We start from the raw sequence: 25163 nt of genomic DNA on the forward strand, positions 1-25163 counted from the left end.
AATCTAAAACGCGCTGCAACAACGACTGCAGGCCGGAAGGAAACCGCCCGAGTCTCTTAAATCTTTTCTGAATTTCCCAAAAACGGTGGACGTCCAAATTTCCTTTAAAGAGTCATTATAGATATTCCCGACATTCAGGTTGTAACAACGCCCGTGTGCCGGAATTGCCGATCCGTCCGATTTAAGCATTATGCTGGTGTATACCGCTTCGCATCGTTTGCCGATGATTACTTCCGGTTTAAGGTAATAGGTGTCTAAGCCTTCTAAAGTATCTATTTCAGGAGAAAAGAATACTTTAAATGGATATTTTTCACTTTTCACTTTTTGTATCTGGTCTAACAATTGAGGTAAGTTCATATTGTTCAAATTTATCTCATCAAGGTTAGATTCGGTAGCGGGGTATGTATTTCCCCAAATTTTGTTGTGATTGACCGCAACGGAAGGTTCGCCAAACTGCGTGTGCATGAATCCGATTTCGTACAAGGGCAAATCTTTGAAATAATCGACAAATTCTTTCAGGCTGTCTGAATTCCATTCGGTTACGGCACTTACTATGGAAACTTTCGGAGGATTCTGGTATTCAAATATTTTTTTAATCCCTTCCATCGCTTTTTGAAATGATTTTTCATTCCCCCTGATCATGTTGTGGGTTGCTTCCAATCCGTCGAGTGAAATGAATAGTTCCTTAAGTCCGGCATTAGCTAAAGCTTCTGCTTTGTTGGGAAGCAGAAGGGCGTTTGTTGTAATTGCCGTGTACAGCCCTTTCTGACTGGCGTATTCGACTGCTTTGACAATGTGGGGATAAGCTAAAGGCTCCGTGAACGCAAAACCTAATTTCGCATTAGGATAATAGAGTTGTGTTTGATCTGCAATTCGTTCAAAAAGCTCGATCGGCATGTTAAGCGGTGAGGTCCCAGTTAGATTCTTAGCGAAGGTTGTCTCCAGATTTTGGGTTCCCACATCACACATTTTGCAATGTAAATTACAAGTGTTGTTGATGCCTAAAACAATCCATTCGGGAGAAAAGAAATAATTTTCCGGGAGTGCTTTTTTGTTGGCGTATTTTAGAATTCTTTCAATCATCTGGACGTGTTTGTGCTCAAAAATAAGTAATAACCTTAAGTCAGATCAGCAGACTTGCAAGAATGCAACTTTAAAAACATATAAAATGATTTCAAACCGTTATAGCTGAAAAACCTTGCTTGAAAAGCTTTTCGATAACTTTCTTTTGCGTCATTATACTGTTCCTGCTTTTGATAAATGTAAGCAATTTTCGAATAGATTTTACTTTTTAAAATCCGGTGTTTTTTATGCGAAATACTTCCCTGATTTTCAAGCTTACCTATTGTTTTCATATAGTCGTCATAATGCGACATGTTTGTTTTTTTTGAAATGTTTTGGCTGTGCTTTCGGATATAGGTCAATTTCCTTGCACAATAATAGGCCTTGAATTTTGACGTGGCCCTTACATACAAATCATGTTGGCCGTCAATCATGCTTTCATCTAAATAACCAATTTGGCCGAGCGCATCTTTTTTGATGGTGAATGTTGAAAATGGTAGAATCGTATCGTCTAATACATCCGATAAAATGTTTCCGGAATAATCGGATTTATAATTTGAAAACAAATCTTCCTTAATGGCATCATCCGGAATAAAAGCAACATTATGAATAACAAAACTCACATCAGGGTTGTTGCTGAAAACGGTTTTTATTGTTTCCAATTTATCATTTGCCCAGATGTCATCGGAATCCAAAAGGCTTATAGCGTTGCCTTCCGCTTTGCGAAAACCTTCATTTCTGAGAAAACTCCTTTTATCGTTCTTTTCATATTTGTAATAATGAATCCTGTCGTCATTAAAGCCTCTCACTACATTTTCAGTATCATCGGTTGAACCGTCGTCAATGATAATGTGTTCAAAATCGGCATGCGTCTGATTCAAAACACTTTGTATGGTTTCGCCAATCAGGTGAGCCCGGTTATAGGTTATGGTGACGATGCTAAACTTCATGTAAGATTTCTTTTTGAAATTGATGAATGGTATCGCAATAGGTCAACACTTTTTTGTCGTGGGAAACGAGCAGTACCGTGAGCTTTTCTTTTTGCGATACTCCTTTGATATAATTCAGGATTTTGATTTCGTTTTCCTCATCCAGTTGATTGGTGGCTTCGTCCAGAATCAAAATTTGCGGATCGTTGTACAACGCCCTGATAATGGCGAGCTTCTGTTTTTGTCCGCCGGATAATTTTTGCCCACTGTTTCCAGTTAACGAATGTAGCCCGTCCGGGAAATTTTGAAGTACTTCTTCGAAACCGATAGCAACGGTGAGTGCATTAATCCTGTCGAAATCGATTTCGGCTTCGGTTTGTCCGATGGCGATGTTTTCCAGAATACTTCCGTTAAAAATATAAGGCTCCTGAGTTACATAACCAATCAGACTCAAAAAGGCATTCTTGTTTAGCGGAGTGATTTCTGTGCCATCCAAAACGATTTTTCCGGATTTCGGATTAATCAGCTTTAGAATTATGTGCAATAGGGTGGTTTTTCCGGTTCCGGATCTTCCGCTGATACCTATGATGTTGCCTTTGGCTATTTTTAAACTGACATTGTCAATCAGTTTATTTTCTTCGGTGTAACTGAAACTGACATTTTCGATCCTTAATTCATTTTCAAAACCGATGCGCGTTTCGCTCTGAACAGTTTCTTTTTCAATGGAAGTGTTTTTCAGAATGGATTCAATGGTGTAATCATACGATTTGAGACTCGAGCCGGCAACAATCAACTTGTTTAGCGACGGAATCAGCTTAAAAAACACGGAAGCCATAAAGGAGATCAGCAAAACGTTTTTTGAATTCTCGGCGGAATAATTCACCAAATAAAAAACTAAAAAGCTGATAATAAGAATGATGATAATCTCAAGATATTTTGAATTGGAATTTTTTAAGGTTGTCAGAAAGGCATGGGTTTTATTCAGCTTTCGGTTTGATGAATTGAATTTGTCTAAGAAGGCTTCTTCTTTTGAAGCACTTTTAATTTCAAAAAAACCATTGATTAAATCCAGGAGGTAATTTACGTTGTTTCGGTAATCGGAAGAGAGGCTTTTGCGCACGTTCTTCACTTTTCGGAAGGTGTAAATAATTGCAAACGCCAGCAGGAATAGTACGATGGCAATCAGTGTGATTTTAGGAAACAATAGCAGCCCGATCCCGGAAATGACCATTATAATAATGCTTTCGCAAAGGATGGTGTTTAAGGAAAGGAGAACATTGTTGGCAAAGTTATTTGGAACTTCAATCGTATTTTTTATGATGTCTCCTTTGTCCTGATTCTGATAAAAAAGATAATTATTGTGAATAAACGAATGCGTGTATTTTTTCGATATTTCCGAGGAAACGGCAAAAATCAATCGGTTTTGGTAATTGATAAACAGGATGCTGAGGGTGTTTTTTGCAATAAAAAAAACGATTAGCAACAGTATACTGTATATCAGATGCTCTTTTTGAACTAAAAATTGTAAATACCTGTTTTCGAATCTGGAATGGCTATCGAGGGCCAGCATCAGGAATGGAAGTAAATAAGCCACAGACAATAAATCCAAGATGACATTCCCGAAAGAAAAACCAAAAAATGGGAGCAATTTCTTTTGGTACTTTTCCGGAACGCAGGCAATTATGGCTTTTATTTTGGCTTTAGTTATCATAAATTTTCAAATAGTGTTGTACCGTGTTTTCAATCAAAAACGGATTTTTTTCAGTTTCCAGATACGATTTGGAAAGAAGGCTTTTGCAAACCTCGACCATTTGCTTTTTTGTAGTTGCGGCTGTCCAATTTTGCGTTTCGAAGATACATCCGGTGTTCTTGGATACAATCATTGTTTTGCTTTGTAAAGCTTCCGCGAAAACCAGTCCGAAACTTTCGTAATGGCTGGTATGCAACAACACTTTCGACTGTGCCATATATCGCATGGTTTCATTATAGGGCAATAAACGTTTCAGCTCGATTACGTCTTCTAATTTAAGCAATTTGATTTTCTTTTTCAGCGTATCATACTGATTTCCCTCTCCAATCAAAACGACTTTTATTGGCTTTTTTTGATTTATCTCGGAAATGACATCAATAAAAAGCGCATGGTTTTTTACCTTATTTAAGTAGCCGACACCAATAATGTCAATCGTTTTTTCTGCTGAAGGATTGCAATCTGCGGGATTGATACCCCATGGAATTATTTCGGTTTTTACATTGCAATTGGCTAGAAAGGTCTTCTGATGGAAATCGGAAAGTGTGATAAGCTGCATCTTTTTTAAAGGAAGTATTTTCGAATACCCATTTCCTTTCAAAGCGTCCTGGCCCATTAATGTAGTCAGATGCTTTACGTTGTTTTTTTTTGAAAACCAATGCCCGATAAAAGCGCATTCGCCCAGCCAAAAGCTGTGTAAAGTTGTTATCGGGTTTTTGCGATGAATTTGATTCAGGGTTTGATATGTTTTTTTCCAAAGGCTTATTTTGGAAAAAGCGGATGAGCTTCCTAAAGGATGAACCGGGATTCCTTCCCAATAGTAAAAAGTGTTTGTAAATGGTTTGTGTATCGAAACTACGGTGATTGTAATACCTGATATTTCACGTAGTGCCTTCACATAGATTTGCAACGCCGGAATGCAGGTCGTGTCAGCTTCATTTTCTGGAAAACCGGGGGTGAGAATAACGATATGTTTATTTTTTGGCATCAATGCGGTACAGGTTAAAATCGCCTTCGAAGCTTTTCAGTTTGGCGAGTTGATAGTTGTTCTTTACGTTTTCCCAATTAAGCAGCGGATTTTTCCCTTTCCATTGCTTTTCCACCTGTTTTTCGTTGACTAAAAGTAAAGCATTTTTCTTGAATTCGGAATATTCCTCCTTCCAGAGGCTTTTGTAGTTAAAATTCAATTTCCGCCCTTTTAAGGCAATGTCGATATCAAAGGAATAAAGCGTGTTGCCTTCGTATTTTTCGACTTCATCGGCAATGGTGCTTTCCAAAGTATTTCGCTCATAAAATGATTTTCCGCAAAGGAGCCCAAGTGAAAGCTGAATCAGGAAAATAGCCGGAAAAATAAGTTTTCGATTTTTAAAAACTTCTGCCAGTTGGCTCAGAAAAGGAAAAAGAAATGCAATCACTAAAGGAAAAGAAAGAATCAAAAAGCGTTTGTTTTGAAACGGAATGGCGCCCAGAAAAAGAGCATACAGAATAATCGCCGTTAAGAAAAGTTGCTGATATTTATGAAGGCGGATTTTTCTGCTTTTCAGAAAGAACAGTAAGAATACAATTCCGAAAGCCAAAAAAATCGGATGAAAAAAGGAGAAGAAGGCGTAAAATATATTGATGAACCGGTAATGCTGTTCGCCATCCACGGTTACAAAATCGCTTCGGAAGAGGTTCAGAATATCCCAGGCCTGCAGCCATTGATGCGATAAAAACTGAAAGCTGTTTTGTGAACGGATAATAATATGCGGAATGGCCACTAAAGCTGCAGTTACAGCCGAAAAAAACAAACAAAAATAGCTTCGGTTTTTAATAAGGCGCATGAATGCTAAAATGCAAAATGGGAGCAGAATCACCATGGCAGCATAACGCGTTAATAGGGCGAATGCAACTAAAATGGCTCCAATAATAAAATTTCGATTTCCGGATTTTTCGATGAACAGCAAAAGATAATAAATGGCGACCGTTGTAAAGCAACACGCTAACATATCAGACATTGCCAACATGCTGTGAATAAGTACAATGGGTGATAAAGTAAAAAATATAAAAGTGATGTGCTTAACGGACTTTTGCTGGTAAGTCAATCGGATAATTTTATCGAGATATACCGAGGTAACAATCAACGAAAGGACTGAAATCAACTGTAAAGCAATAGCGGTATTTGGAATGACAAAACTCAGAAGACAACCGAAAATCGGGTAGTATACTCCCCAAAAATAATCCCCGGGAGTTTTCCCTGTTTCCAAAAAGGTTTTTAAAGCTTCAGTATAGCGCAAATACTCATAAGCATCCTGACCATATAGGCCATCGAATGAAAAACCATAGCAGACGACCGCCCAAACCAAAAGCGGGAATAGATAAATGATGTGTTTTGATTTGATTTTCAATGGCTTTGAATTAAGATCCAGCAAAACGGACTGTCTTTTTTGAAATATTTTGAAAATAATGATTGTTTATACATGATTTTATGTTTTCCTAAATCATCAAAACGATGATGAAAGTAGTTTTTTGCCATTTCCGGAAAACCTAGACTCTCATAATAAATCTGACTTCTTTTTTTCGCGCTTACGATACTATTGTTATTGTAAAATGGCGTGTCGATACTGTGAATCTCTCCGTTTTGGGTTAATAGATAATCAGCAACCTGAAATAATTTTGTCAGATTGTCGAAATACTGAAGGCAACTATTGAATACTATAATGTCGAATTTATGCTGATGAAGTTCCGTTTTTTCAAATATATTGGCATAAACGAAAGTTAAGTTTTCCTTTTGGAAAGTACTATCCGCTTGTTCCAATTCGGTTGTGTTGATATCCAAGCCAATGACTTCAGTATTGTTTATGTTGCTCATTAAGTGTGAAAACCAGCCGTTTCCACAACCGACATCCAGAATTTTTAAAGGCCTGTTTTTGTGCCTTAAATAATCCGTAAAACGAGTGGCCGATTTCTTTCGCAATTGCCATTCGTCATTGTGCGCCTCTTTTTTTTCGAAATCAGGTAATCTTCTGATTTCCTCTTCCGAAAGCAAACGGTTTTCTTTTCTTCGTACTTTGAGATACAAATCGGAAAAATCGTTTTTGGGCTGACTGTAATAAATGATACTCATCGCTAATTTGTTTTTTGAAAAGTTATCATAAAATAATCACCAATCCCTTTTATCATCATTGGGGAGCTATTTGCCCAAATGTCAAATCTCACTAGTTTTGAAATCAGCGATTTGTATTTCTGAAGTGAATTGAAATGCGCTGAAGGATAAAATGTTCCTATGTTTTGAGTCTTGATATGCCTGAAGTTTTTCCCCATAGCTTTTTTTACCTGATTGGGGGTATAGTAAAATGTTTTAACGGAATGATTTCCCACATTCGCCAAAACGCCGTTCTTCTTCCATCTTCGGAAAGCATTTTTATTTCCTTTCAAAATTGTCAGCATTTCCCAAGGGTAGTATGGCGGCATGATTACAAGGGTAACAAATCCATTTGAATTCAGTAATTCGCTAATCTGATTACACACAAGCTGCAAATCACTGGCGCAATTCAATCCTCCAAAATTGGAAAAAACATAATCAAATTTTTCATTGATGTTATTTCGCAATTCGGTGAAAGAGCATTTTTGAAATTGTAAATTCGGCAAGCCGAGGGTTTCGATTTTATTGTTAATATGTTTTTCGGATGCATCACTGATGTCCGTAGCCAAAACGAAATTTCCTTTTTGTGCAAAATATACTGCGTCGATGCCGCTGCCGGCGTTGATTTCGAGAATTTTATGATCGGGTTTCAGGAAATAATCCACGTGATTGCGAATAGAATTTCTTCGAGAGATATCGATTTCGTTCTCTTTGCTCAATCTTTCGTACTCGCCATATACGGAAGAGAATCCTAAGCTCGTATTTGAAAGAATATCAGTTTCCATTTTGCTGTAATCTTTTTAAAATAAGTGAATCAATAAAAGCCCTCGGGATGTAATACCCCAATTTTGCCACCGATTTTATTTTTGTAAAAGACAAATTCAATGGGTTTACAACGATATTTTTTAAATTCGAGTAACCCTGGCTTTTTCGATATTCCTTATGGACAAAACGTTGCAGTTTTCTGTAATACTCAGATCGGAACGTACCGTTGAACATCATCTCCAAATCATCGGAATCTTTCCAATTCGATTTATCTTTTAAGTCATTTTTTACTTTTTCATAAAATACGGTTCCCGGCAAAGGATAGGAAACAGAGATGCCGATATTGTCGGGCATCAGTTCTTTGACCATTGCAATGGTTTTAGAAATGTCATCACGATTTTCCCCTGAATAACCAAATTGTAAAAAGAAAGCAACACGGATATTTTTAGTTTTCAATAAGCGTGTGGCTTCATAAATCTGTTCGACTTTCGTGCCTTTGTCCATCGCATCCAGAATTTTCTGAGAAGCGCTTTCGGCTCCTACCCAAACTTCTTCCAGCCCTGATTTCGCCAAGGCATCAATGGTGTTTTCTTTCAAAAGCAAATCAACCCGGCTCTGAATGTAATAGCTGATTTTCAGGTTTTGCTTTTGTAACTCGGCGTTGAATTCCTGAACCCAATTTGGTTTCAGGCCGAAAATATCGTCGCATATCCAAAAACGCTTTACGCCAAAAGTTTCGGTTAAATATTTTATGTGATTGACAATGTACTCAGGAGAATGTGCATGATAGCGATTGCCGTAAATAGGTTTTGCGCACCAATTGCATTTGTATGGACAACCGCGAGTGGTGGCAATATTTAAGGTGAATGGCTGATTGCTTTGCTTCCAGATGTTTTTATAACTTTCAATATCTGCCAAATCCCAAGCGGGCATTGGAAGTTCATCCAGATTTTGAAGCGCATTTCGTTTCGGGTTGACTTTTATTGTGTTTTCTTTCCTGTAAACAATTCCGGAAACAGTTTCGGTTGTTTCATTCTTTTCAATTGAATTTATGAGCTCTAAAAGCGTAATTTCCCCTTCGCCCTGAATGATGAAATCGGCACCTTTTTCGATATACTTTTCATAATGGTCGGTTGAATCCGAACTGCAGACAATCACAATAGAATTTTCGTTCTTTCCGAAAGCAATCATTTCAAAGCAGGCTTCCCTCATTTTGGTAAGGCACATCTTGGTGAGGTAATTAAAACCATCATCATAAATGACCAGGTATTTAGGTTTTTTTGCTGCTAAAATTGGTTTGATTGCGGAAGGATTGTCCCGTAAATTGGTGTCGAATAAATCTACTGAGTACCCGTTTTTTCGAAGTAAAGAGGCGGCATATAAAGTTCCCAAAGGCGGAAAAGGTGTTTTGTTTTTCCATTGCTTTGGGTCCAGTTTGTAATAATACGAATGCGAAAAAAGAATATCAAGCATGTTCTTCGGGTAATTCAATATTGTATTGTTTGTGGAATTCACGATATTTTTCATTCAAAGCCAAAATGACCTTTTTCTGAAAATAAGAAGGATGGTGCTTCGAAATATTTCTTGTGGATTTAAGAGCAATCTGAAAATCCTCCCTGGGCATGTCTTTAAATTTCGTTTTCCATTTTAAAACCGTTATTTTTCTGAAGAAGCTGTCTAAAGAGCTACATGGTTTTAATCTTAAAATTGTTTCAATACCTTTGGAAACGATTGGTTTGGTGCTATCCGGAACATCCTTCTGTAGTGGATCCCGTTCTCCAAAATAATTGTCAATCCAGTTATTGCTTTTATAGAAAGCTTCAAATGCTGATTTGCCCTGCAATGGGATCAGTGTTTTTATTTCAGTGGCCGTAAAACGGTTTTTTTCTTCTATTTCAAGATTTTGGGTGGATATGAAATAGTTAATGCAGAAATATTTGCGTGAATTCAGCAGAAATATTTTCTTGTAAAGCATTAAAAAAGTACGGGTAATCCAAAGTCGGTCAGGCTCGGTAATTACAAAAAAATCGATGTCACTGTCTTCGTCGAAATAGCCCTTTGACAAGGAGCCGGAAATGCCCACAGCTTTAACAAATGGAAATTTCGCAATGAAATGCGCCTTTTTTTTGGCAATCGTCATGGCTTTTTTTACGCCTAAATTGCCTTTTAATCTTTTTGTAACACTATCCAAGTCACTTCCGTACACATAAAATTCGTCGACTTTACTAAGGATTTTTTCCTCAATTAAATAGTCTATTTCTTTTAAGGTTTCGGAAATATCAGCATGGGTAGTATATTTATGTATTTCCTCCATTTTCAGAGGATGTCTGAAAATGGAAAAATACAATATGGTTTTTAAGGCTTCCAAATGAATGTGTTTGATAGCCTAAATATAGCAAAATATTACAATTAATCGTTTGGTTTTTGTTAATTCTACGAATGAAAAATCAGATTTTTTAAATTTATTATACGATTTTCTCTTTTGATGAGAATGACAACTTTTTGATTTTTTTTAATCAACGAAACGCTGAATACTATAAACTGAACAGAACCAACTAGTTAATGTGCTTCAAGCCAGTCTCTTCCGGTTCCTAAATCCACTTCAAACGGAACGGCTAATTTGAACGCATTTTCCATTTCGAATTTGATCAGTGGTTTGATTTTTTCCAGTTCGCTGTTGTGAACGTCAAACACAAGTTCGTCATGAACCTGTAGCAGCATTTTTGATTTCCAGTTTTCCGATATCAGTTTTTTGTGGATATTAATCATCGCAATTTTGATGATATCGGCAGCACTTCCCTGAATTGGAGCGTTTACGGCATTTCGTTCCGCAGCGCCACGAACTACGGCATTCGCTGAGTTGATGTCTTTCAGATAACGACGGCGTCCGGAAACGGTTTGCACATAACCATGGTTTCTGGCAAATTCAATCTGTTCCTGAATGTATTCGCGAAGTCTCGGATAGGTTTTGTAATAAGCATCAATCAAAGCAGCGCTTTCACTTCGTGATAAATTCGTCTGATTGCTCAATCCAAAAGCGGAAACCCCGTAAATGATTCCGAAGTTCACGGTTTTGGCATGGCTACGCTGCTCTTTAGTGACTTCTTCCAAAGGCACATGGAAAACTTTTGCAGCTGTACTTTTATGGATGTCTTCTCCGTGCTGGAAGGCTTTTATCATGTTTTCTTCACCACTCATGGCGGCAATGACACGCAATTCAATCTGAGAGTAATCGGCAGACAATAACGTGTAATTTTCGTCTCTGGCAATAAATGCTTTTCGGATCAGTCGGCCTCTTTCAGTACGGATCGGAATGTTTTGCAGGTTCGGGTTGTTTGAACTCAAACGGCCGGTGGCGGCTACTGTCTGCATGTAATCGGTGTGAACGCGGTTTGTTCCTTCGTCAACCTGTTCAGGTAAGGATACGATATAAGTGCTTTGCAGTTTTACCATCTGACGCCATTCGAGAATCTGACGTACGATTTCGTGTTCGTTCGCCAAATAACTCAGTACTTCCTCGCCGGTGGCATATTGTCCGGTTTTGGTTTTCTTTTGTTTAGCGCCCCCGATTTTCATCTTTTCAAAAAGGACTTCACCCAATTGTTTCGGGGAAGCAAGGTTGAATTTTTCACCGGCGGTTTCATAAATTTTCAGTTCCAACTCTTTGATTTCGACATCCATATCTTTTGACATCGATTTCAGATAATTCACATCCAAACGGATTCCTTCGCGTTCCATCGCGGCAAGGACTTCGATTAGCGGAATTTCAATTTCTTCAAACAGTTTTTTGGTGCCGGTACTGTCGAGTTTTGGGTCGAAAACTTCCTTCAGTTGTAAGGTGATGTCGGCATCTTCGGCTGCATATTCTTTAATATCTTCCAAAGGTACATCACGCATCGATTTCTGGTTTTTTCCTTTTTTGCCGATTAAGTTTTCAATTGGCATCGGAGAATATTTCAAATAGGTTTCCGATAAAACGTCCATGTTGTGACGCATGTCCGGATTAATCAGATAGTGGGCAATCATAGTGTCGAAAAGTTTTCCTCTTACGGTGACACCATAGTTTGCGAGTATTTTAAGGTCATATTTTATGTTCTGACCGATTTTTTCGATTTCCTCATTTTCAAAAAACGGCACTATCTTTTCCAATAAAGCTTTTGCTTCGTCCTGATTTTCTGGAAACGGAATGTAAAATGCTTTTCCTTTTTCCCAGGAGAACGACATTCCGACCAATTCGGCATTAAGAGCATCGATTCCGGTCGTTTCGGTGTCAAAACAAACCGATTTTTGTTGCAATAAATTCTGCATGAAAAGTTGAACACCCAAATTACCCTGAACGATTTCGTAGTGATGATTTGTGTTTTCAAGTGTATTGTAGTAGCTGTGATGTCCTGCCGGCGCTTCACTGTCGCCACTGTCAAAAAGCGAGAACTGATCTTCGTTTTTAGCAGTCTTTTTTGCTGCTTTTGGAGTAGCGTCTCCATTTCCATTTATTTCGTCATATTCTTGACCGCCGCCGAAAAGTTTGTCGAATTGGGTTCGCATCTGGCGGAATTCCAGTTCGATGAAAAGAGCATCGGTTTTTTCTACATCGGGTTTGCTTAGCTCGTAGTCGGTTTCGTTAAACGTTACGGGGCAATCGAGTAGGATGGTAGCCAGTTTTTTGGATAAGATTCCCTGCTCTTTGTTGGCTTCGATTTTCGTTTTCAAAGCGCCTTTCAGTTTGTCCGTATTGTCTAATAAATTTTCCATGGAACCGAATTCCGCCAATAATTTCTTCGCGGTTTTTTCTCCCACACCAGGTAATCCCGGAATATTATCTACGGCATCACCCATCATGCCCAAGTAATCAATTACCTGTAAAGGGTCTTGAATTTCAAATTTTTCCAAAACTTCCGGAACACCCCAAATTTCGATGTCGTTCCCTAAACGGGCAGGGCGGTACATGAAAATATTTTCAGAAACCAATTGTCCGAAATCTTTATCGGGCGTTACCATGAAAACCTGATAGCCTTCTTTTTCTGCTTGTTTGGCCAATGTTCCGATCAAATCATCAGCTTCATATCCTGCTTCTTCAATAATGGGGATATGCATGGCGCGCAGAAAATCCTGAATATAAGGAACGGCTATTTTAATAGCTTCTGGAGTAGCGTCACGATTGGCTTTGTATTCAGCAAACATTTCACTACGAACCACGCTGCCACCTTTGTCGAAAGCTACGGCTAAATGGTCTGGTTTTTCACGTCTGATGACATCAAGCAGTGAATTCATGAATCCCAATACGGCCGAAGTATCGACTCCTTTGGAATTGATTCGTGGGTTTTTGATGAAAGCGTAATAGCCACGGAAAATTAAGGCGTAAGCGTCTAAAAGGAAAAGGCGTTTTTGCGACATGATTGCGTTAGATTAAAGACTTCAAATATATAAAAAAAACAGGACAGGATTTGAGAACATAGGCCAATTGCATAGGTTTGTTATGTGGTAGGGTGAATTGTTGAAAGTTGTCTCTTTTTAGTTAACTGTCTTTAGAAGAATGTTAGTGCGGTTCTCATGTTTTTGCAGCAGAGCCGATTGAAGTTAAAAAAAAGCTAATTAAGTATTGTAGCCGTAATCATTAGTTGTTACTTTGTTGTTTCTTAAAGTAAAAATGATGCGTTTAGTCTTTATTGGGGTGATACTTCTTTTGGTGGAGCTCTATGCTTTTCAGGCGGTTAAAACAATAACCCGCGAACGTTGGATATTGATTGTTTATCAGGTTGTTAGTTTTTTTGCTTTTGTATATATTCTGTATGGGTTCAGTCAATTTGACAGGAGAGTAGGGCAGAATGCCCAATCTCTTTTTACCATTGGCTTGTTTTTACTGATGCTTGTTCCGAAGTTGTTGGTGGCTGTAATTCTTTTAGGAGAGGATATTTTCAGAATGTTTGCCACAATCATCAACTATTTTACGCAGGCTGACAGTATCAGTGAAGCGATACCTGGAAGAAGGAGGTTTATCAGTCAGGTTGCGCTCGGTATTGCAGCTATACCATTTGCTTCCCTTTTGTACGGAATGACAAAAGGGAAATACAATTACAGAGTAATTAGCCAAACATTGTTTTTTCCTGACTTACCCGAAAGTTTTGACGGAATGACTATTACTCAGATTTCGGATGTTCACAGCGGCAGTTTTGATAATCCCGAAAAAATCGAATACGCGATCGATTTGGTGAACCAGCAAAAATCTGACTTGATTCTTTTTACAGGTGATATCGTAAATACGCATGCAGTAGAAATGCATCCATGGATTAATACTTTCCGTAAAATCGAAACGCCAAAATTCGGGAAGTATTCCGTTTTGGGAAATCACGATTACGGGGAGTATGTTGAATGGCCTTCGCAAGCTGCCAAAGACAAAAATTTTCAGGAGATAAAAGATTTGTACGGTCAGATTGATTTTAAACTGTTGCTCAATGAGAACGTTAGAATCAAAAATGGAGAAGATGAGATTGCATTGATTGGCGTTGAAAACTGGGGTGTGAAATTTAAACAGGCCGGTGATCTGAATAAAGCTTCTTTCGGAGTTAAAAAGGAAGACTTTAAAATCCTGATGAGTCATGATCCTTCTCACTGGAACTCGGAAGTGCAGCATCACGAAAATAACTATCAGCTGACCTTGTCAGGTCATACGCACGGGTTGCAGTTTGGTGTTGAAATTCCTGGTGTACTCCGATGGAGTCCAGTGCAGTATGTGTATAAGCAATGGGCCGGATTGTACGAAAATATGGGGCGCTACATTTATGTAAACCGTGGGTTTGGTTTTCATGCTTATCCCGGTCGTGTTGGTATTTGGCCGGAAATAACGGTGATTCAACTAAAAAAAGGCGAAAGAGTAGTGTAATTGCGTAAAAATGTTATATTTGTATACTGTTTTTTTTAAGAAAAAAAGTTTTTAATTAATCTAAACTTTTAGCTTATGTCAAAATTTGGAGAACTAATCAACACACAGGTTCCTGTTCTTATCGATTTTTACACCGATTGGAACGAGTCCTCTGTTTCCATGCATCCCGTAATCAGAGATGTTGCAGCGGCGCTAGGCGATAAGGCCAAAGTGATTAAAATTGATGTGGACAAAAACCAGGAATTGGCAGAAGCATTGCGAATTAAAGGATTGCCAACGTTAATGATTTATAAAGAAGGACAGATGGTTTGGAGACAATCTGGAGAATTGGATGCTAATACCATAATTGGTCTGGTTCAGGAAAACACTTAATCGATTGTAGCGAATTGAAAACCTTTCCCCTTTAAAATTTCAATTGCTTTCGGTAAAGCATACTCAATATTGCGAAAGGCTTTTTTACTGTCGTGAAACACGATAATAGAGCCTTGCGCTGTATTTTTAACTACGTTTTGCAGGCATGATTCCGGAGAAACCTTTTGATCAAAGTCGGCACTTAAAACATCCCACATTATAATTTTGTAGCCCTTTTTGCGCAATAGAGCGGATTGGGAAGGTTTTATTTTTCCGTATGGTGGTCGGAACAGTCCCGTGATTTTATGTGGAATCCCATTGGGATTTCCGTTTCCGGATTTCTCTTTTTTTTCTTTTTCCTCATATAGTTTTATGTCGTCTATCTTCCGGCTGATTTCTTCTTCACATAAACGGATGTTTTCCAGATATAATTTATTTGTTGTTTTCCAGCCTTGCAGGTGGTTGTAGGTGTGGTTTCCTATGGCATGTCCTTCAGAGAGGACTTTATGGAAAAGTTCCGGATACTTGCGGACATTGTCGCCAATGCAGAAAAAAGTGGCTTTCACATCGTGTTTTTTTAGAACAGACAATACCCATTCAGTGGCTTCGGGAGTTGGACCATCATCAAAGGTGAGGTATATTTTCTTCTCCGTATTCGGGAGGTCCCAAACCTGATTGGAAAATAACCTTTTGATGAGTTTGTTTGTTTTTATCCAATAGAAATCCATACTATAAAAATAAGGCTTTCAAAGTTAAAAAACCTTAAAAGCCTTAGTTTATTTTGGGAAGAATTTTACTTACTCCATGTCTCTTTCAAAAAGAGGAAACAGTTTGACATAGCTGTTGAATTTTGCTTTGTTCTGGTTGTAAAATTCCATATCGCCTCTTTGTTTCATAATATCAAGTAAACCTTTGTAACTTACAATATCTGTCCCAATATCCATGTATAAATCATTTTGCTCTGTAGGTTTCAGGGTGCTGTAATACATTAAGTTTTCCTGATATTTTTTCATCAGTTGCGATAATAGCTTTCTTGCCTTGGCTTTTTCACCTATTTCATAGTATCCTCCGGCAAACGGATCAATAAAACGGTAATAGTCAAAATAATCGACAGGCATTTTTGTTATGGCCAGGTCAATCACTTTTTTGGCTTTGTCTTTTTTGCCTTCGTTTATTAATGCTTCCATTAAACGTGCCATGTTGGTTCTGTAGGAAATGCTGTTTTTGCGTGTTTCCGGATCGTGGTAGATATTCGGGCTTTCGCTGTTCCCCCAATCCCATGACATCACGTTTTTATACATTTTTTCTGTATCAAGATAGCCCATTTCAAATTGATTGGATTCTTCGTTTCTTGCTGTTTTTACCGGCACTAATCGGTAAACCATACCTTCTAATTGCAGGTACTCTTTCATCCAGATATAATCTTCGTCGTCAAAACTACCCGGAGAGAAATAAATAGGGCGTTTCCAATTGTTGTTGGCTACTACATCCAGCATCATTAGACGGTTTTTATAAATCACGCCACCTTTAATATCCACATCGATATTCGAAACGATAGAGTCATTCAGATTTGCGGGAACAACTTTGTTGCTGATAACCGCATTTTTATCCACAGGAATGCTGATTTTATCCGTAGGATAGAACTGTACTTTTTGTCCGTTAGGCATTGTTTCTATCGTTCTTTCGTCTCCGGATTGGATGAATTTCAGGAACTGTTCAATCGGAATTCTTTCCTTGGTTAATTCACGGTGAATGATATAATCGCGTGTTCCGGCAACATACTGGTTGTGTGTAAAACGGATTGGCAACGGTTCTGATTTGTATGCTTTTGCTTTCATCTGATCGATGTACCAATCGGTTGCGAAAAGCTGGGTGTTTACGATACGGATATCGGTTCTGTAGCCTTCGATTTCCTGTGCATACCATAGTGGGAAGGTATCGTTATCGCCAATGGTAAATAAGATAGCATTCGGTTCGCACGAATCCAGATAGGCTTTTGCCATTGCAATTGCCGTATATCGGTCCGAACGGTTGTGATCATCCCAGTTTTCTTTCGCCATCAATACCGGAGCGGCTAATAAAGAAACCGCAATGATTACAGGGCCGGCTACATTTGGCTGTAAATATTTTTTAACGGTTTCGTAGATGGCATATACGCCAAAGCCTAACCACATCGCAAATACATAGAATGAGCCTACTACGGCATAATCTCTTTCTCTTGGTTCGAAAGGACGTTCATTTAAGAATATTTTTAAAGCGAAACTGGTGAACAGGAACAAAGCCAGTAAAACATAAAAACTCTTCAGGTCTTTTTTGGCGTGGAATACCATTCCGATGATTGCTAATATAAAAGGCAGGAAGTAATATGTGTTTCTTGCTTTGTTGTTTAGAACATCCGGAGGAAGATTTTCCTGAGAGCCAAGGTGAATTTCGTCTATGAAATTGATGCCGCTTAACCAGTTTCCGTTTTGGGAGTCGTATTTTCCTTGCAGGTCGTTCTGACGTCCTACAAAGTTCCATAATAAATATCTCCAATACATATAACCGAACTGGTATTCAAACATGAATTTTATGTTGTTTCCAAAAGAAGGTTTTTCGATAATTAGATAGTCGCCATACGACTTCAGGAACTTATCATAACCTTCCAGATCGATTTTTCCGGCGGTATATGCACTGCGAAATTCAGCGGCGATTTCGGTCATCTGATTCATTTCATCATTCATCATTTCGCCGTTTTCATCAACAAAAGCTTCTGGGTTTATTTTGAAATTAAGCGGTTCTGTAAACGTCATGTAGTTTACGCGGGCGTCTTGGCTGTCGCTGTACCACATTCTGGGTAAAATACCGTTGTGTTTGTCGTCGCCGTTGCTTTTTGCGTTTACATAATTGTTTACGATTACGTATTTTCCGGTTTTATAGTCCCTTTCATAATTGGGTTTGTCGTCTTCATAGGGTTTGTCTTTATCTAAACCGGCATAGGTTTCTGAGAATAATGGGCCATAGAATGTTTTTTGTTCCCCATACTGCTCACGGTTGTAATAGGCTAAAACCTCTGCAGCATCGGAAGGTTTGTTTTCGTTGATAACCACATTCGCATTGGCGCGTATCGGAAGCATTAACCAGGTTGAGAATCCGATTAATACAAAAAGGACACAAAGTAAAAGTGTGTTGTAAAGTGGCAATTCTTTTTTTCTTGTGTATTTCAATCCAAAATAGAAGAAGGCAATGATCAGTAAGAAAGCAAAAATAGTCCCGGAATTAAATGGTAAACCAATGCTGTTAACCATGAAAATTTCCATTTTACCAAAGAATCCTAATGTATATGGTAGCAAGAATTTAAAAACAAAGAATAAAATAGCCACCATTATAACATTGGCAATGATGAAGTTTTTAATAGTGATTTTTTCGTAATTCTTAAAGTAGTACAGCAATCCTAAAGAAGGAATTGTCAGTAAGGCCATAAAGTGAACTCCGAATGAAAGTCCTATGACAAGGGAAATCAGTAATAGCCATTTGTTGCCACGTGGCGTGTGCATTTCTTCCTCCCAGCGTAATCCCATCCAGATTAGGATAGCTATGAATAGGGAAGCCATGGCGTATACTTCTGCTTCGGTGGCGCTAAACCAGAAACTGTCAGTAAAAGTGAAGGCTAGTGAGCCTACTAAAGCGCTTCCAAGTACTACAATTGCATTGCTGTTATTAAATTCCGAATGTGATGAAACAATTTTTTTCAATATCAGGGTCATCGACCAGAACATAAATAAAATAGTAAACGCACTGGAGAAAACAGAAGTCATATTGACCATCAGTGCAATTTTACCTGCGCTTGGGGCAAACATAGCGAAGAAGGCTCCTATCATTTGGAAGAGCGGTGCGCCCGGTGGGTGTCCGACTTCCAGTTTAGCGGAGGTGGCTATATATTCTCCACAGTCCCAGAAGCTTAATGATGGTTCTACTGTTAAGGTGTAGGTTAGAAGGGCGATGGCAAACGTAAACCATCCTAAAATGGTGTTCCACTTTTTAAAGTTGAAAGTAGTCATATAAGATATGTCGATTTTTTCAGATTGAATTCTACTACAAAGAAACTCTTTTTTTGCATATGGAAACGTGATGGAAAAAATTTTTAATATTTTTTTGAGAAAAATTTGGATTCAAAAAAATATGTACTACATTTGCACCCGCAATCACAATGATAGCGCTGGTTATTGGCCTATGGTGTAATGGTAACACTCCGGTTTTTGGTACCGTCATTCAAGGTTCGAGTCCTTGTGGGCCAACAAAAAATCCTCTCAATCTGAGAGGTTTTTTTATTTCAAAATTTTTTGAAATTTTTTTTGTTCAACGGGTCGTTCCGATTTTGTTTTGATTAAAATTGTAGTATATTTGTACCCGCTATCGCAAGATGGTTTTGGTTATTGGCCCATGGTGTAATGGTAACACTCCGGTTTTTGGTACCGTCATTCAAGGTTCGAGTCCTTGTGGGCCAACAAAAAAAATCCTCTCAGACAGAGAGGATTTTTTTATTTGTAATCGTATGTGAAAGTATAAAAAAAGCCCGTTCGGTAGGAGCGGGCTTTTTTATGTTTGATATTGATTAGATTTTAAAAGTTACTACTGGTCTTGCAGAGTGGTTTACCAAATCTTCGCTGATGCTTCCATTGAAGAAGTGGGCAAGCCCTCTTCTTCCGTGCGTGCTCATTCCGATTAAATCAGCATCTATGCTGTTGGCGAAATTCAAAATGCCTTTTTCTACGTTCACATCATTATAGATATGGGTGGAAAAATTGTTAAGTTGAAATTTGGCAGCGAATTCATGCATGTTTTTCTCGGCAATCGCTGTTGATTTGAAGTTGTTTGGTGTGTTTACGCATACTAAATGTAGGTGAGCGCCAAATTTATTTGTGAAATCGACTGCTTTTGCAAAGGTTTTTGCTACTTCGTCTGAAAAATCAGAAGCAAAAACAAAATTGTTGACATTGAAATCCGGCATTTCTTGTTTAATAACCAAAACCGGGATGTCGGATGTTCTAACTACTTTTTCTGTATTGGAGCCGATGATCATTTCTTTGAAACCGTTAACGCCATGTGAGCCCATTACGATTAAATCGATATCGTTTAATTTGCTGATATCAATAATTCCGGTAAAAGTAGAGTGGATTTTGATGATTTGAGAAACTTCAATTCCGTCTAAATAACTGATATTGGCAAGTTCTTCTAATTTTTCTTCGGCTCTTCTTTTGAAATACATGATTTCAGGAATGTCATGGCCGTGGGATTGAGCGTCGCTTCCTTCATGTGGAAGGTCAAGCATATGTAGTAAAAAGATTTCTCCGTTATTTTTTCTGGCAATTTGTGCGGCTACTTTAAGGGCGTATTCGGCGTGGTTTGAAAAATCGGTGGGTACTAAAATTCGTTTCATAATTATAAATGTGAGAAATTCGGGTTAAAATAGTTTTTATAAAAGTATAAAATTATTTAGAATTAACAATGATTTTCAATATTTAAAAAAATTTGTATATTTGCACAGTTATTTATTAGCGAACTAAATAATGAGGCACGCCATGCGTGCCTCTTTTTATACAAATATGACATTTAAAGAAAAAGTAAGTGATATTCTAGGGGAAGCTTTGGAGCAAAAGCCTTCTCTTTTTCTGATCGACCTGGCAATTACCGATGCATTCAAAATTATCGTAACTTTAGATGGTGATAACGGAGTGACACTTCAGGATTGCATTGATGTTAGCAGGGTTGTGGAAAACGGCCTGGACAGGGAAGAGCAGGATTTTTCACTGGAGGTGGCTTCGGCAGGTGCGACATCACCTTTGCGAATGCCGAGACAGTTTAAAAAGAATATCGGAAGAAAGTTGAAAGTAACTACCGCTGCAGAAAAAATCGAAGCGAATATTACCGATGCAAATGATGAGTTCATTGTTTTGGAATGGACGGCCAGGGAGCCAAAGCAAATTGGCAAAGGAAAAGAGACTGTTCAGAAAAGAGCAGAAATAAAATACGAAGATATTAAAGAAGCAATTGTTATAATAACATTTTAAATAGAGAGTTGGTATGGAGAATATTGCATTAATCGAGTCGTTTTCAGAGTTTAAAGACGATAAACTAATCGATAGAGTTACCTTAATGGCGATTTTAGAAGATGTGTTTAGAAATGCATTGAAAAAGAAATACGGTTCAGATGATAACTTCGATATCATTATCAATCCTGATAAAGGGGATATGGAAATCTGGAGAAATCGTGTGGTGGTTGCTGATGGTGAAGTAGAGGATGAAAATTCTGAAATCTCATTGTCAGAAGCCAGAAAGATCGAACCGGATTTTGAAGTGGGTGAGGATGTTTCTGAAGAAGTGAAATTAATACAATTGGGTAGAAGAGCGATTTTGGCTTTGCGTCAAAACCTGATTTCTAAAATCCACGAACACGATAATACCAATCTTTATAAACAATTTAAAGATTTAATTGGCGATATTTACACGGCAGAAGTTCATCATGTTCGTCCAAAAGCTGTAATTTTGGTAGATGATGAAGGAAACGAGATCGTATTGCCGAAAGAAAAACAGATACCGTCTGACTTCTTCCGTAAAGGGGATAACGTTCGCGGAATCATTGAAAACGTTGAATTGAAAGGAAACAAGCCTCAGATCATTATGTCAAGAACATCTGAGAAATTCCTTGAAAAATTATTCGAACAGGAAATTCCTGAGGTATTCGATGGTTTGATCACGGTTAAGAAAGTAGTTAGGATTCCGGGTGAAAAAGCAAAAGTAGCTGTGGATTCTTATGATGACCGTATCGATCCGGTGGGAGCTTGTGTTGGTATGAAAGGTTCCCGTATCCACGGAATTGTTCGTGAATTAGGAAACGAAAATATCGACGTTATCAACTATACGAGCAATACGCAATTATATATTACAAGAGCATTGAGCCCTGCAAAGGTTTCTTCGGTTAAAATCGATGAAGATAAAAAGTCAGCAGAGGTGTTCTTGAAATTAGAAGAGGTGTCTAAAGCAATCGGACGTGGCGGACATAATATTAAATTAGCCGGTTTATTAACAGGTTATGAATTGGATGTTATCCGTGAAGGAAACATTGCTGAAGAAGAGGATGATGTTGAATTGACAGAATTCTCAGACGAGATTGACGGATGGGTTATCGAAGAGTTTGCGAAAATTGGCTTGGATACAGCAAGAAGCGTGCTGAAACAGGATGTTGCCGATTTAGTAAGACGAACTGATCTTGAAGAAGAAACTATTTTGGATGTTATGCGAATTCTGAAGAACGAGTTCGAAGAATAATCCACGCTAACAACAACACAACACGCATTAAGGTAATAATAAAAAGATTATATGTCTGAAGAAAGAGTAATAAGAATTAACAAGGTTTTAAGGGAATTAAATATTTCTCTGGATAGAGCTGTGGATTATTTGAAAGATAAGGGTCATACCATCGAATCTAGTCCAAATGCTAAAATTTCTAATGAGGAATACTCTATCTTGTGCGGTCAATTCTCTGCCGATAAAGGTAAAAAAGTTGCTTCTTTGGAGGTGAGTGAAGAAAAGAAAAAGGAAAAAGAAGCCCTTCGTATCGAGCGTGAAAGAGAAATTGAAGAAAAACGTAAGCAGGAAGAGGAAAGACAGCGCCAGGAAGTAATCAAAGCCAAAGCTTCTCTTACGGGACCAAAAGCAGTTGGTAAAATTGACTTGGAGCCCAAAAAACCGGAAGTTGTTGCTGAAACATCTTCTTCAGAAAAAATCGAAAAAACGGTTGAGCCAGTTGCTGAAAAAGTAGTTGAAAAACCGGTTGTTGAAGAAGTTCAAAAACCAGTTGAAAAAGTTCAAAAACCAGTTGAAAAAGTTGAAGAAGCTCCAAAAGTTGAGAAGACGGAGCCGGTAGAAAAAGTTGAAGCAAAACCTGCTCCAGCGACTCCAGAAGCTGCTCCTACTTCAGAACCGGTGGAGGACGAGAAAATCGAGACACAATACCAAAAACTTTCCGGTACAACTTTTACTGGTCAGACTATCGATTTGTCTCAATTCAACAAGCCTAAGAAAAAGAAAGAAGATTTCAAAAAAGATGCTACTAAGGGTGCTGCAGCTGGAACACCAGCTGGTCAGGGACAAGGTGGCGCAAACAAAAATAAAAGAAAACGTATTCCGGGTAAACCGGGTGCGCCTGGAACCGGAGCGCCGGGCCAGGGTGGTGGTGCTCAAGGCGGTGCTAACAGACCAGGAGGCGGCGGTAAATTCACGCCTAACAAACCGGGCTTCCAAAAAGGAAACCGTCCTGCTATTGTAGCTAAGGTTGAGCCTACTGAAGAAGAAGTTAAAAACCAAATTAAAGAAACTTTAGAAAGACTTCAAGGTAAAGGGAGTAAATCTAAAGCGGCTAAATATAGAAGAGACAAGCGTGATTCTCACCGTCAGAAAACAGACGACGAGCAAAGAGCGATTGAAGAAGGAAGCAAAATCCTGAAAGTAACGGAATTCGTTACCGTAGGTGAAATTGCAACGATGATGGATGTGCCTATCACTAAAGTTATCGGAACATGTATGTCGCTTGGGATCATGGTAACCATGAACCAGCGTCTGGATGCTGAAACCTTGTCTATTGTTGCCGATGAGTTTGGTTACGAAGTTGAATTCATCACTACTGATATTGAAGAAGCAATCGAGGTTGTTGAAGACAGACCGGAAGATCTGACACACAGAGCACCAATTGTTACAGTGATGGGGCACGTTGACCACGGTAAAACATCCTTGTTGGATTATATTCGTAAAACCAATGTAATTGCAGGTGAGTCCGGAGGTATTACACAGCACATCGGAGCTTATGGAGTGGAGTTGGACAATGGTCAGGAAATCGCTTTCCTTGATACACCAGGTCACGAAGCGTTTACGGCGATGCGTGCTCGTGGAGCTCAGGTTACCGATATCGCAATTATCGTAATCGCTGCTGATGATGACATCATGCCACAAACGAAAGAGGCAATCAGTCACGCGCAAGCAGCGGGAGTTCCGTTAATTTTTGCTATCAATAAGGTAGATAAGCCACATGCTAATCCAGAAAAGATCAAAGAGCGTTTAGCAGGTATGAACTTGTTGGTGGAAGACTGGGGTGGTAAATACCAATCGCATGATATTTCTGCTAAAACAGGTTTAGGAGTTAAAGAATTATTAGAAAAAGTGTTGCTTGAAGCTGAAATTTTAGATCTTAAAGCAAATGCAAATAAACCGGCTGTCGGAACTGTAGTTGAGGCTCAGTTAGACAAAGGACGTGGTTATGTATCGACTATCCTTGTTCAGGCAGGTACACTAAAAGTTGGAGATTATGTATTGGCTGGTAAAAACCACGGAAAAGTGAAAGCGATGTTCGATGAGCGTGGCAATTCTGTGAAAGAAGCAGGGCCATCTACACCAATTTCTATCTTAGGTCTTGACGGAGCGCCTACTGCTGGTGATAAATTCAACGTATTTGAAGACGAAAGAGAAGCAAAACAAATTGCTGCAAAACGTATGCAGTTGTTACGTGAGCAATCGGTTCGTACGCAAAAACACATTACACTTGCCGAAATCGGTCGTCGTATCGCATTGGGTCAGTTTAAAGAATTGAACATTATCCTTAAAGGAGACGTGGATGGTTCTGTTGAGGCATTATCGGATTCCTTCTCAAAATTATCAACTGAAGAAATTCAGATCAAGATTATTCACAAAGGAGTTGGGGCAATTACAGAATCAGACGTATTGTTAGCATCTGCTTCGGATGCGATCATCATCGGATTCAACGTTCGTCCGCAAGGAAATGCAAAACAACTTGCTGATAAAGAAGAAATCGATATCCGTCATTACTCAATTATCTATGATGCTATTGATGACTTGAAAGATGCGATGGAAGGTATGTTGTCTCCAGAAATGAAAGAAGAGATTACTGGTACAGCAGAAGTTCGTGAGTTGTTCAAGATTTCAAAAGTGGGTACTATTGCCGGATGTATGGTTACCGATGGAAAAGTATTCCGTAATTCTAAAATCCGCTTAATCCGCGAAGGAGTTGTTATCTATACAGGCGAATTGTTAACGTTGAAACGTTTTAAAGACGACGTGAAAGAAGTAGCCAAAGGGTATGATTGCGGTATGCAGATTAAAAACTACAATGACCTTCATGAATATGACCTGATTGAGTGCTTCCAGGAGGTTGAAGTGAAAAAGAAACTTAAATAAGTCACTATCATAATTTTATCAGAAATCCCGATTCGTCGGGATTTTTTTATTGCCATAAACGAATAGAATATGAAAAAT

At 38.5% G+C, this 25163-nt stretch carries 18 protein-coding genes and 2 tRNA genes; 7 read left to right on the forward strand and 13 right to left on the reverse strand.

Annotation, left to right across the window (positions count from 1 at the left end; translation table 11 throughout):
- Nucleotides 1-3: 3 nt before the first annotated feature.
- The 10 genes from FEDK69T_RS06270 to polA all read right to left on the reverse strand — a co-directional run bounded on the left by FEDK69T_RS06270 (nucleotide 4) and on the right by polA (nucleotide 13024).
- Nucleotides 4-1083 carry a radical SAM protein gene (locus tag FEDK69T_RS06270; RefSeq protein WP_023573313.1) on the reverse strand — a complete coding sequence of 360 codons (1080 nt, stop codon included), beginning with the start codon at nucleotides 1081-1083 and terminating at the stop codon, nucleotides 4-6.
- A 35-nt stretch (nucleotides 1084-1118) separates the two neighbouring features.
- Nucleotides 1119-2012: a glycosyltransferase family 2 protein gene (locus FEDK69T_RS15405; protein ID WP_051385081.1), complete on the reverse strand. Its 894-nt coding sequence runs from the start codon at nucleotides 2010-2012 to the stop codon at nucleotides 1119-1121.
- The gene (locus FEDK69T_RS06280; protein ID WP_035630209.1) at nucleotides 2002-3702 is read right to left on the reverse strand and encodes an ATP-binding cassette domain-containing protein; all 1701 of its coding nucleotides are present in this window, start codon (nucleotides 3700-3702) and stop codon (nucleotides 2002-2004) included. The genes FEDK69T_RS15405 and FEDK69T_RS06280 overlap by 11 nt, the downstream gene beginning before the upstream one ends.
- Nucleotides 3692-4726 carry a glycosyltransferase gene (locus tag FEDK69T_RS06285; RefSeq protein WP_035630207.1) on the reverse strand — a complete coding sequence of 345 codons (1035 nt, stop codon included), beginning with the start codon at nucleotides 4724-4726 and terminating at the stop codon, nucleotides 3692-3694. The genes FEDK69T_RS06280 and FEDK69T_RS06285 overlap by 11 nt, the downstream gene beginning before the upstream one ends.
- Complete coding sequence (locus FEDK69T_RS06290) at nucleotides 4713-6125, reverse strand: ArnT family glycosyltransferase (protein ID WP_035630205.1); 1413 nt, start codon at nucleotides 6123-6125, stop codon at nucleotides 4713-4715. Before FEDK69T_RS06290 ends, FEDK69T_RS06285 begins: the two co-directional genes overlap by 14 nt.
- A complete protein-coding gene (locus FEDK69T_RS06295) occupies nucleotides 6122-6844 on the reverse strand; it encodes a class I SAM-dependent methyltransferase (protein WP_023573318.1) in 723 nt (240 codons plus the stop codon). The genes FEDK69T_RS06290 and FEDK69T_RS06295 overlap by 4 nt, the downstream gene beginning before the upstream one ends.
- Before the next feature lie 2 nt (nucleotides 6845-6846).
- The gene (locus FEDK69T_RS06300; protein WP_051385082.1) at nucleotides 6847-7647 is read right to left on the reverse strand and encodes a class I SAM-dependent methyltransferase; all 801 of its coding nucleotides are present in this window, start codon (nucleotides 7645-7647) and stop codon (nucleotides 6847-6849) included.
- Nucleotides 7637-9142, reverse strand: a complete 1506-nt coding sequence (locus tag FEDK69T_RS06305) for a B12-binding domain-containing radical SAM protein (RefSeq protein WP_240473170.1) — start codon at nucleotides 9140-9142, stop codon at nucleotides 7637-7639. The genes FEDK69T_RS06300 and FEDK69T_RS06305 overlap by 11 nt, the downstream gene beginning before the upstream one ends.
- Nucleotides 9093-9995 (reverse strand): nucleotidyltransferase domain-containing protein, encoded by a 903-nt coding sequence (locus tag FEDK69T_RS06310; protein WP_035630204.1) that lies wholly within the window; start codon nucleotides 9993-9995, stop codon nucleotides 9093-9095. The genes FEDK69T_RS06305 and FEDK69T_RS06310 overlap by 50 nt, the downstream gene beginning before the upstream one ends.
- A gap of 191 nt (nucleotides 9996-10186) precedes the next feature.
- Entirely contained in the window at nucleotides 10187-13024 is a 2838-nt protein-coding gene (gene polA, locus FEDK69T_RS06315; protein ID WP_051385083.1) for a DNA polymerase I, read from the reverse strand.
- Between the two features lie 250 nt (nucleotides 13025-13274).
- Between polA and FEDK69T_RS06320 the strand changes: the two genes are divergently transcribed.
- The gene (locus tag FEDK69T_RS06320) at nucleotides 13275-14507 is read left to right on the forward strand and encodes a metallophosphoesterase (protein WP_035630202.1); all 1233 of its coding nucleotides are present in this window, start codon (nucleotides 13275-13277) and stop codon (nucleotides 14505-14507) included.
- Nucleotides 14508-14582: 75 nt separating this feature from the next.
- Nucleotides 14583-14879, forward strand: a complete 297-nt coding sequence (locus tag FEDK69T_RS06325; RefSeq protein WP_023573323.1) for a thioredoxin family protein — start codon at nucleotides 14583-14585, stop codon at nucleotides 14877-14879.
- Here the strand turns inward: FEDK69T_RS06325 and FEDK69T_RS06330 are convergent.
- Together FEDK69T_RS06330 and FEDK69T_RS06335 are read right to left on the reverse strand one after the other, a co-directional pair.
- Nucleotides 14876-15586 carry a polysaccharide deacetylase family protein gene (locus FEDK69T_RS06330; protein WP_023573324.1) on the reverse strand — a complete coding sequence of 237 codons (711 nt, stop codon included), beginning with the start codon at nucleotides 15584-15586 and terminating at the stop codon, nucleotides 14876-14878. The genes FEDK69T_RS06325 and FEDK69T_RS06330 overlap by 4 nt on opposite strands.
- Nucleotides 15587-15655: 69 nt before the next feature.
- Nucleotides 15656-18898, reverse strand: coding sequence for a glycosyltransferase family 117 protein (locus tag FEDK69T_RS06335; RefSeq protein ID WP_023573325.1), 3243 nt, complete (start codon nucleotides 18896-18898; stop codon nucleotides 15656-15658).
- 166 nt (nucleotides 18899-19064) lie between these two features.
- On the opposite strand from FEDK69T_RS06335, the gene FEDK69T_RS06340 reads away from it, so the two are divergent.
- Nucleotides 19065-19135: transfer RNA gene (locus FEDK69T_RS06340), tRNA-Gln, on the forward strand.
- A 139-nt stretch (nucleotides 19136-19274) separates the two neighbouring features.
- Nucleotides 19275-19345 (forward strand) — tRNA-Gln (locus FEDK69T_RS06345).
- A 107-nt stretch (nucleotides 19346-19452) separates the two neighbouring features.
- On the opposite strand, the gene FEDK69T_RS06350 is transcribed toward FEDK69T_RS06345, so the two are convergent.
- The gene (locus FEDK69T_RS06350) at nucleotides 19453-20277 is read right to left on the reverse strand and encodes a universal stress protein (protein WP_023573326.1); all 825 of its coding nucleotides are present in this window, start codon (nucleotides 20275-20277) and stop codon (nucleotides 19453-19455) included.
- Between the two features lie 166 nt (nucleotides 20278-20443).
- On the opposite strand from FEDK69T_RS06350, the gene rimP reads away from it, so the two are divergent.
- Genes rimP through infB form a run of 3 tightly spaced genes read left to right on the forward strand, consistent with a single transcriptional unit; the run spans nucleotide 20444 to nucleotide 25085 of the window.
- Nucleotides 20444-20908, forward strand: coding sequence for a ribosome assembly cofactor RimP (gene rimP, locus FEDK69T_RS06355; RefSeq protein WP_035630185.1), 465 nt, complete (start codon nucleotides 20444-20446; stop codon nucleotides 20906-20908).
- A 13-nt stretch (nucleotides 20909-20921) separates the two neighbouring features.
- Nucleotides 20922-22166, forward strand: a complete 1245-nt coding sequence (gene nusA, locus FEDK69T_RS06360; RefSeq protein WP_023573328.1) for a transcription termination factor NusA — start codon at nucleotides 20922-20924, stop codon at nucleotides 22164-22166.
- A gap of 51 nt (nucleotides 22167-22217) precedes the next feature.
- A complete protein-coding gene (gene infB, locus FEDK69T_RS06365; protein WP_023573329.1) occupies nucleotides 22218-25085 on the forward strand; it encodes a translation initiation factor IF-2 in 2868 nt (955 codons plus the stop codon).
- Nucleotides 25086-25163: the final 78 nt, after the last annotated feature.

Origin of the sequence: Flavobacterium enshiense DK69 (assembly GCF_000498495.1) — a bacterium.
GTDB lineage: Bacteria > Bacteroidota > Bacteroidia > Flavobacteriales > Flavobacteriaceae > Flavobacterium > Flavobacterium enshiense.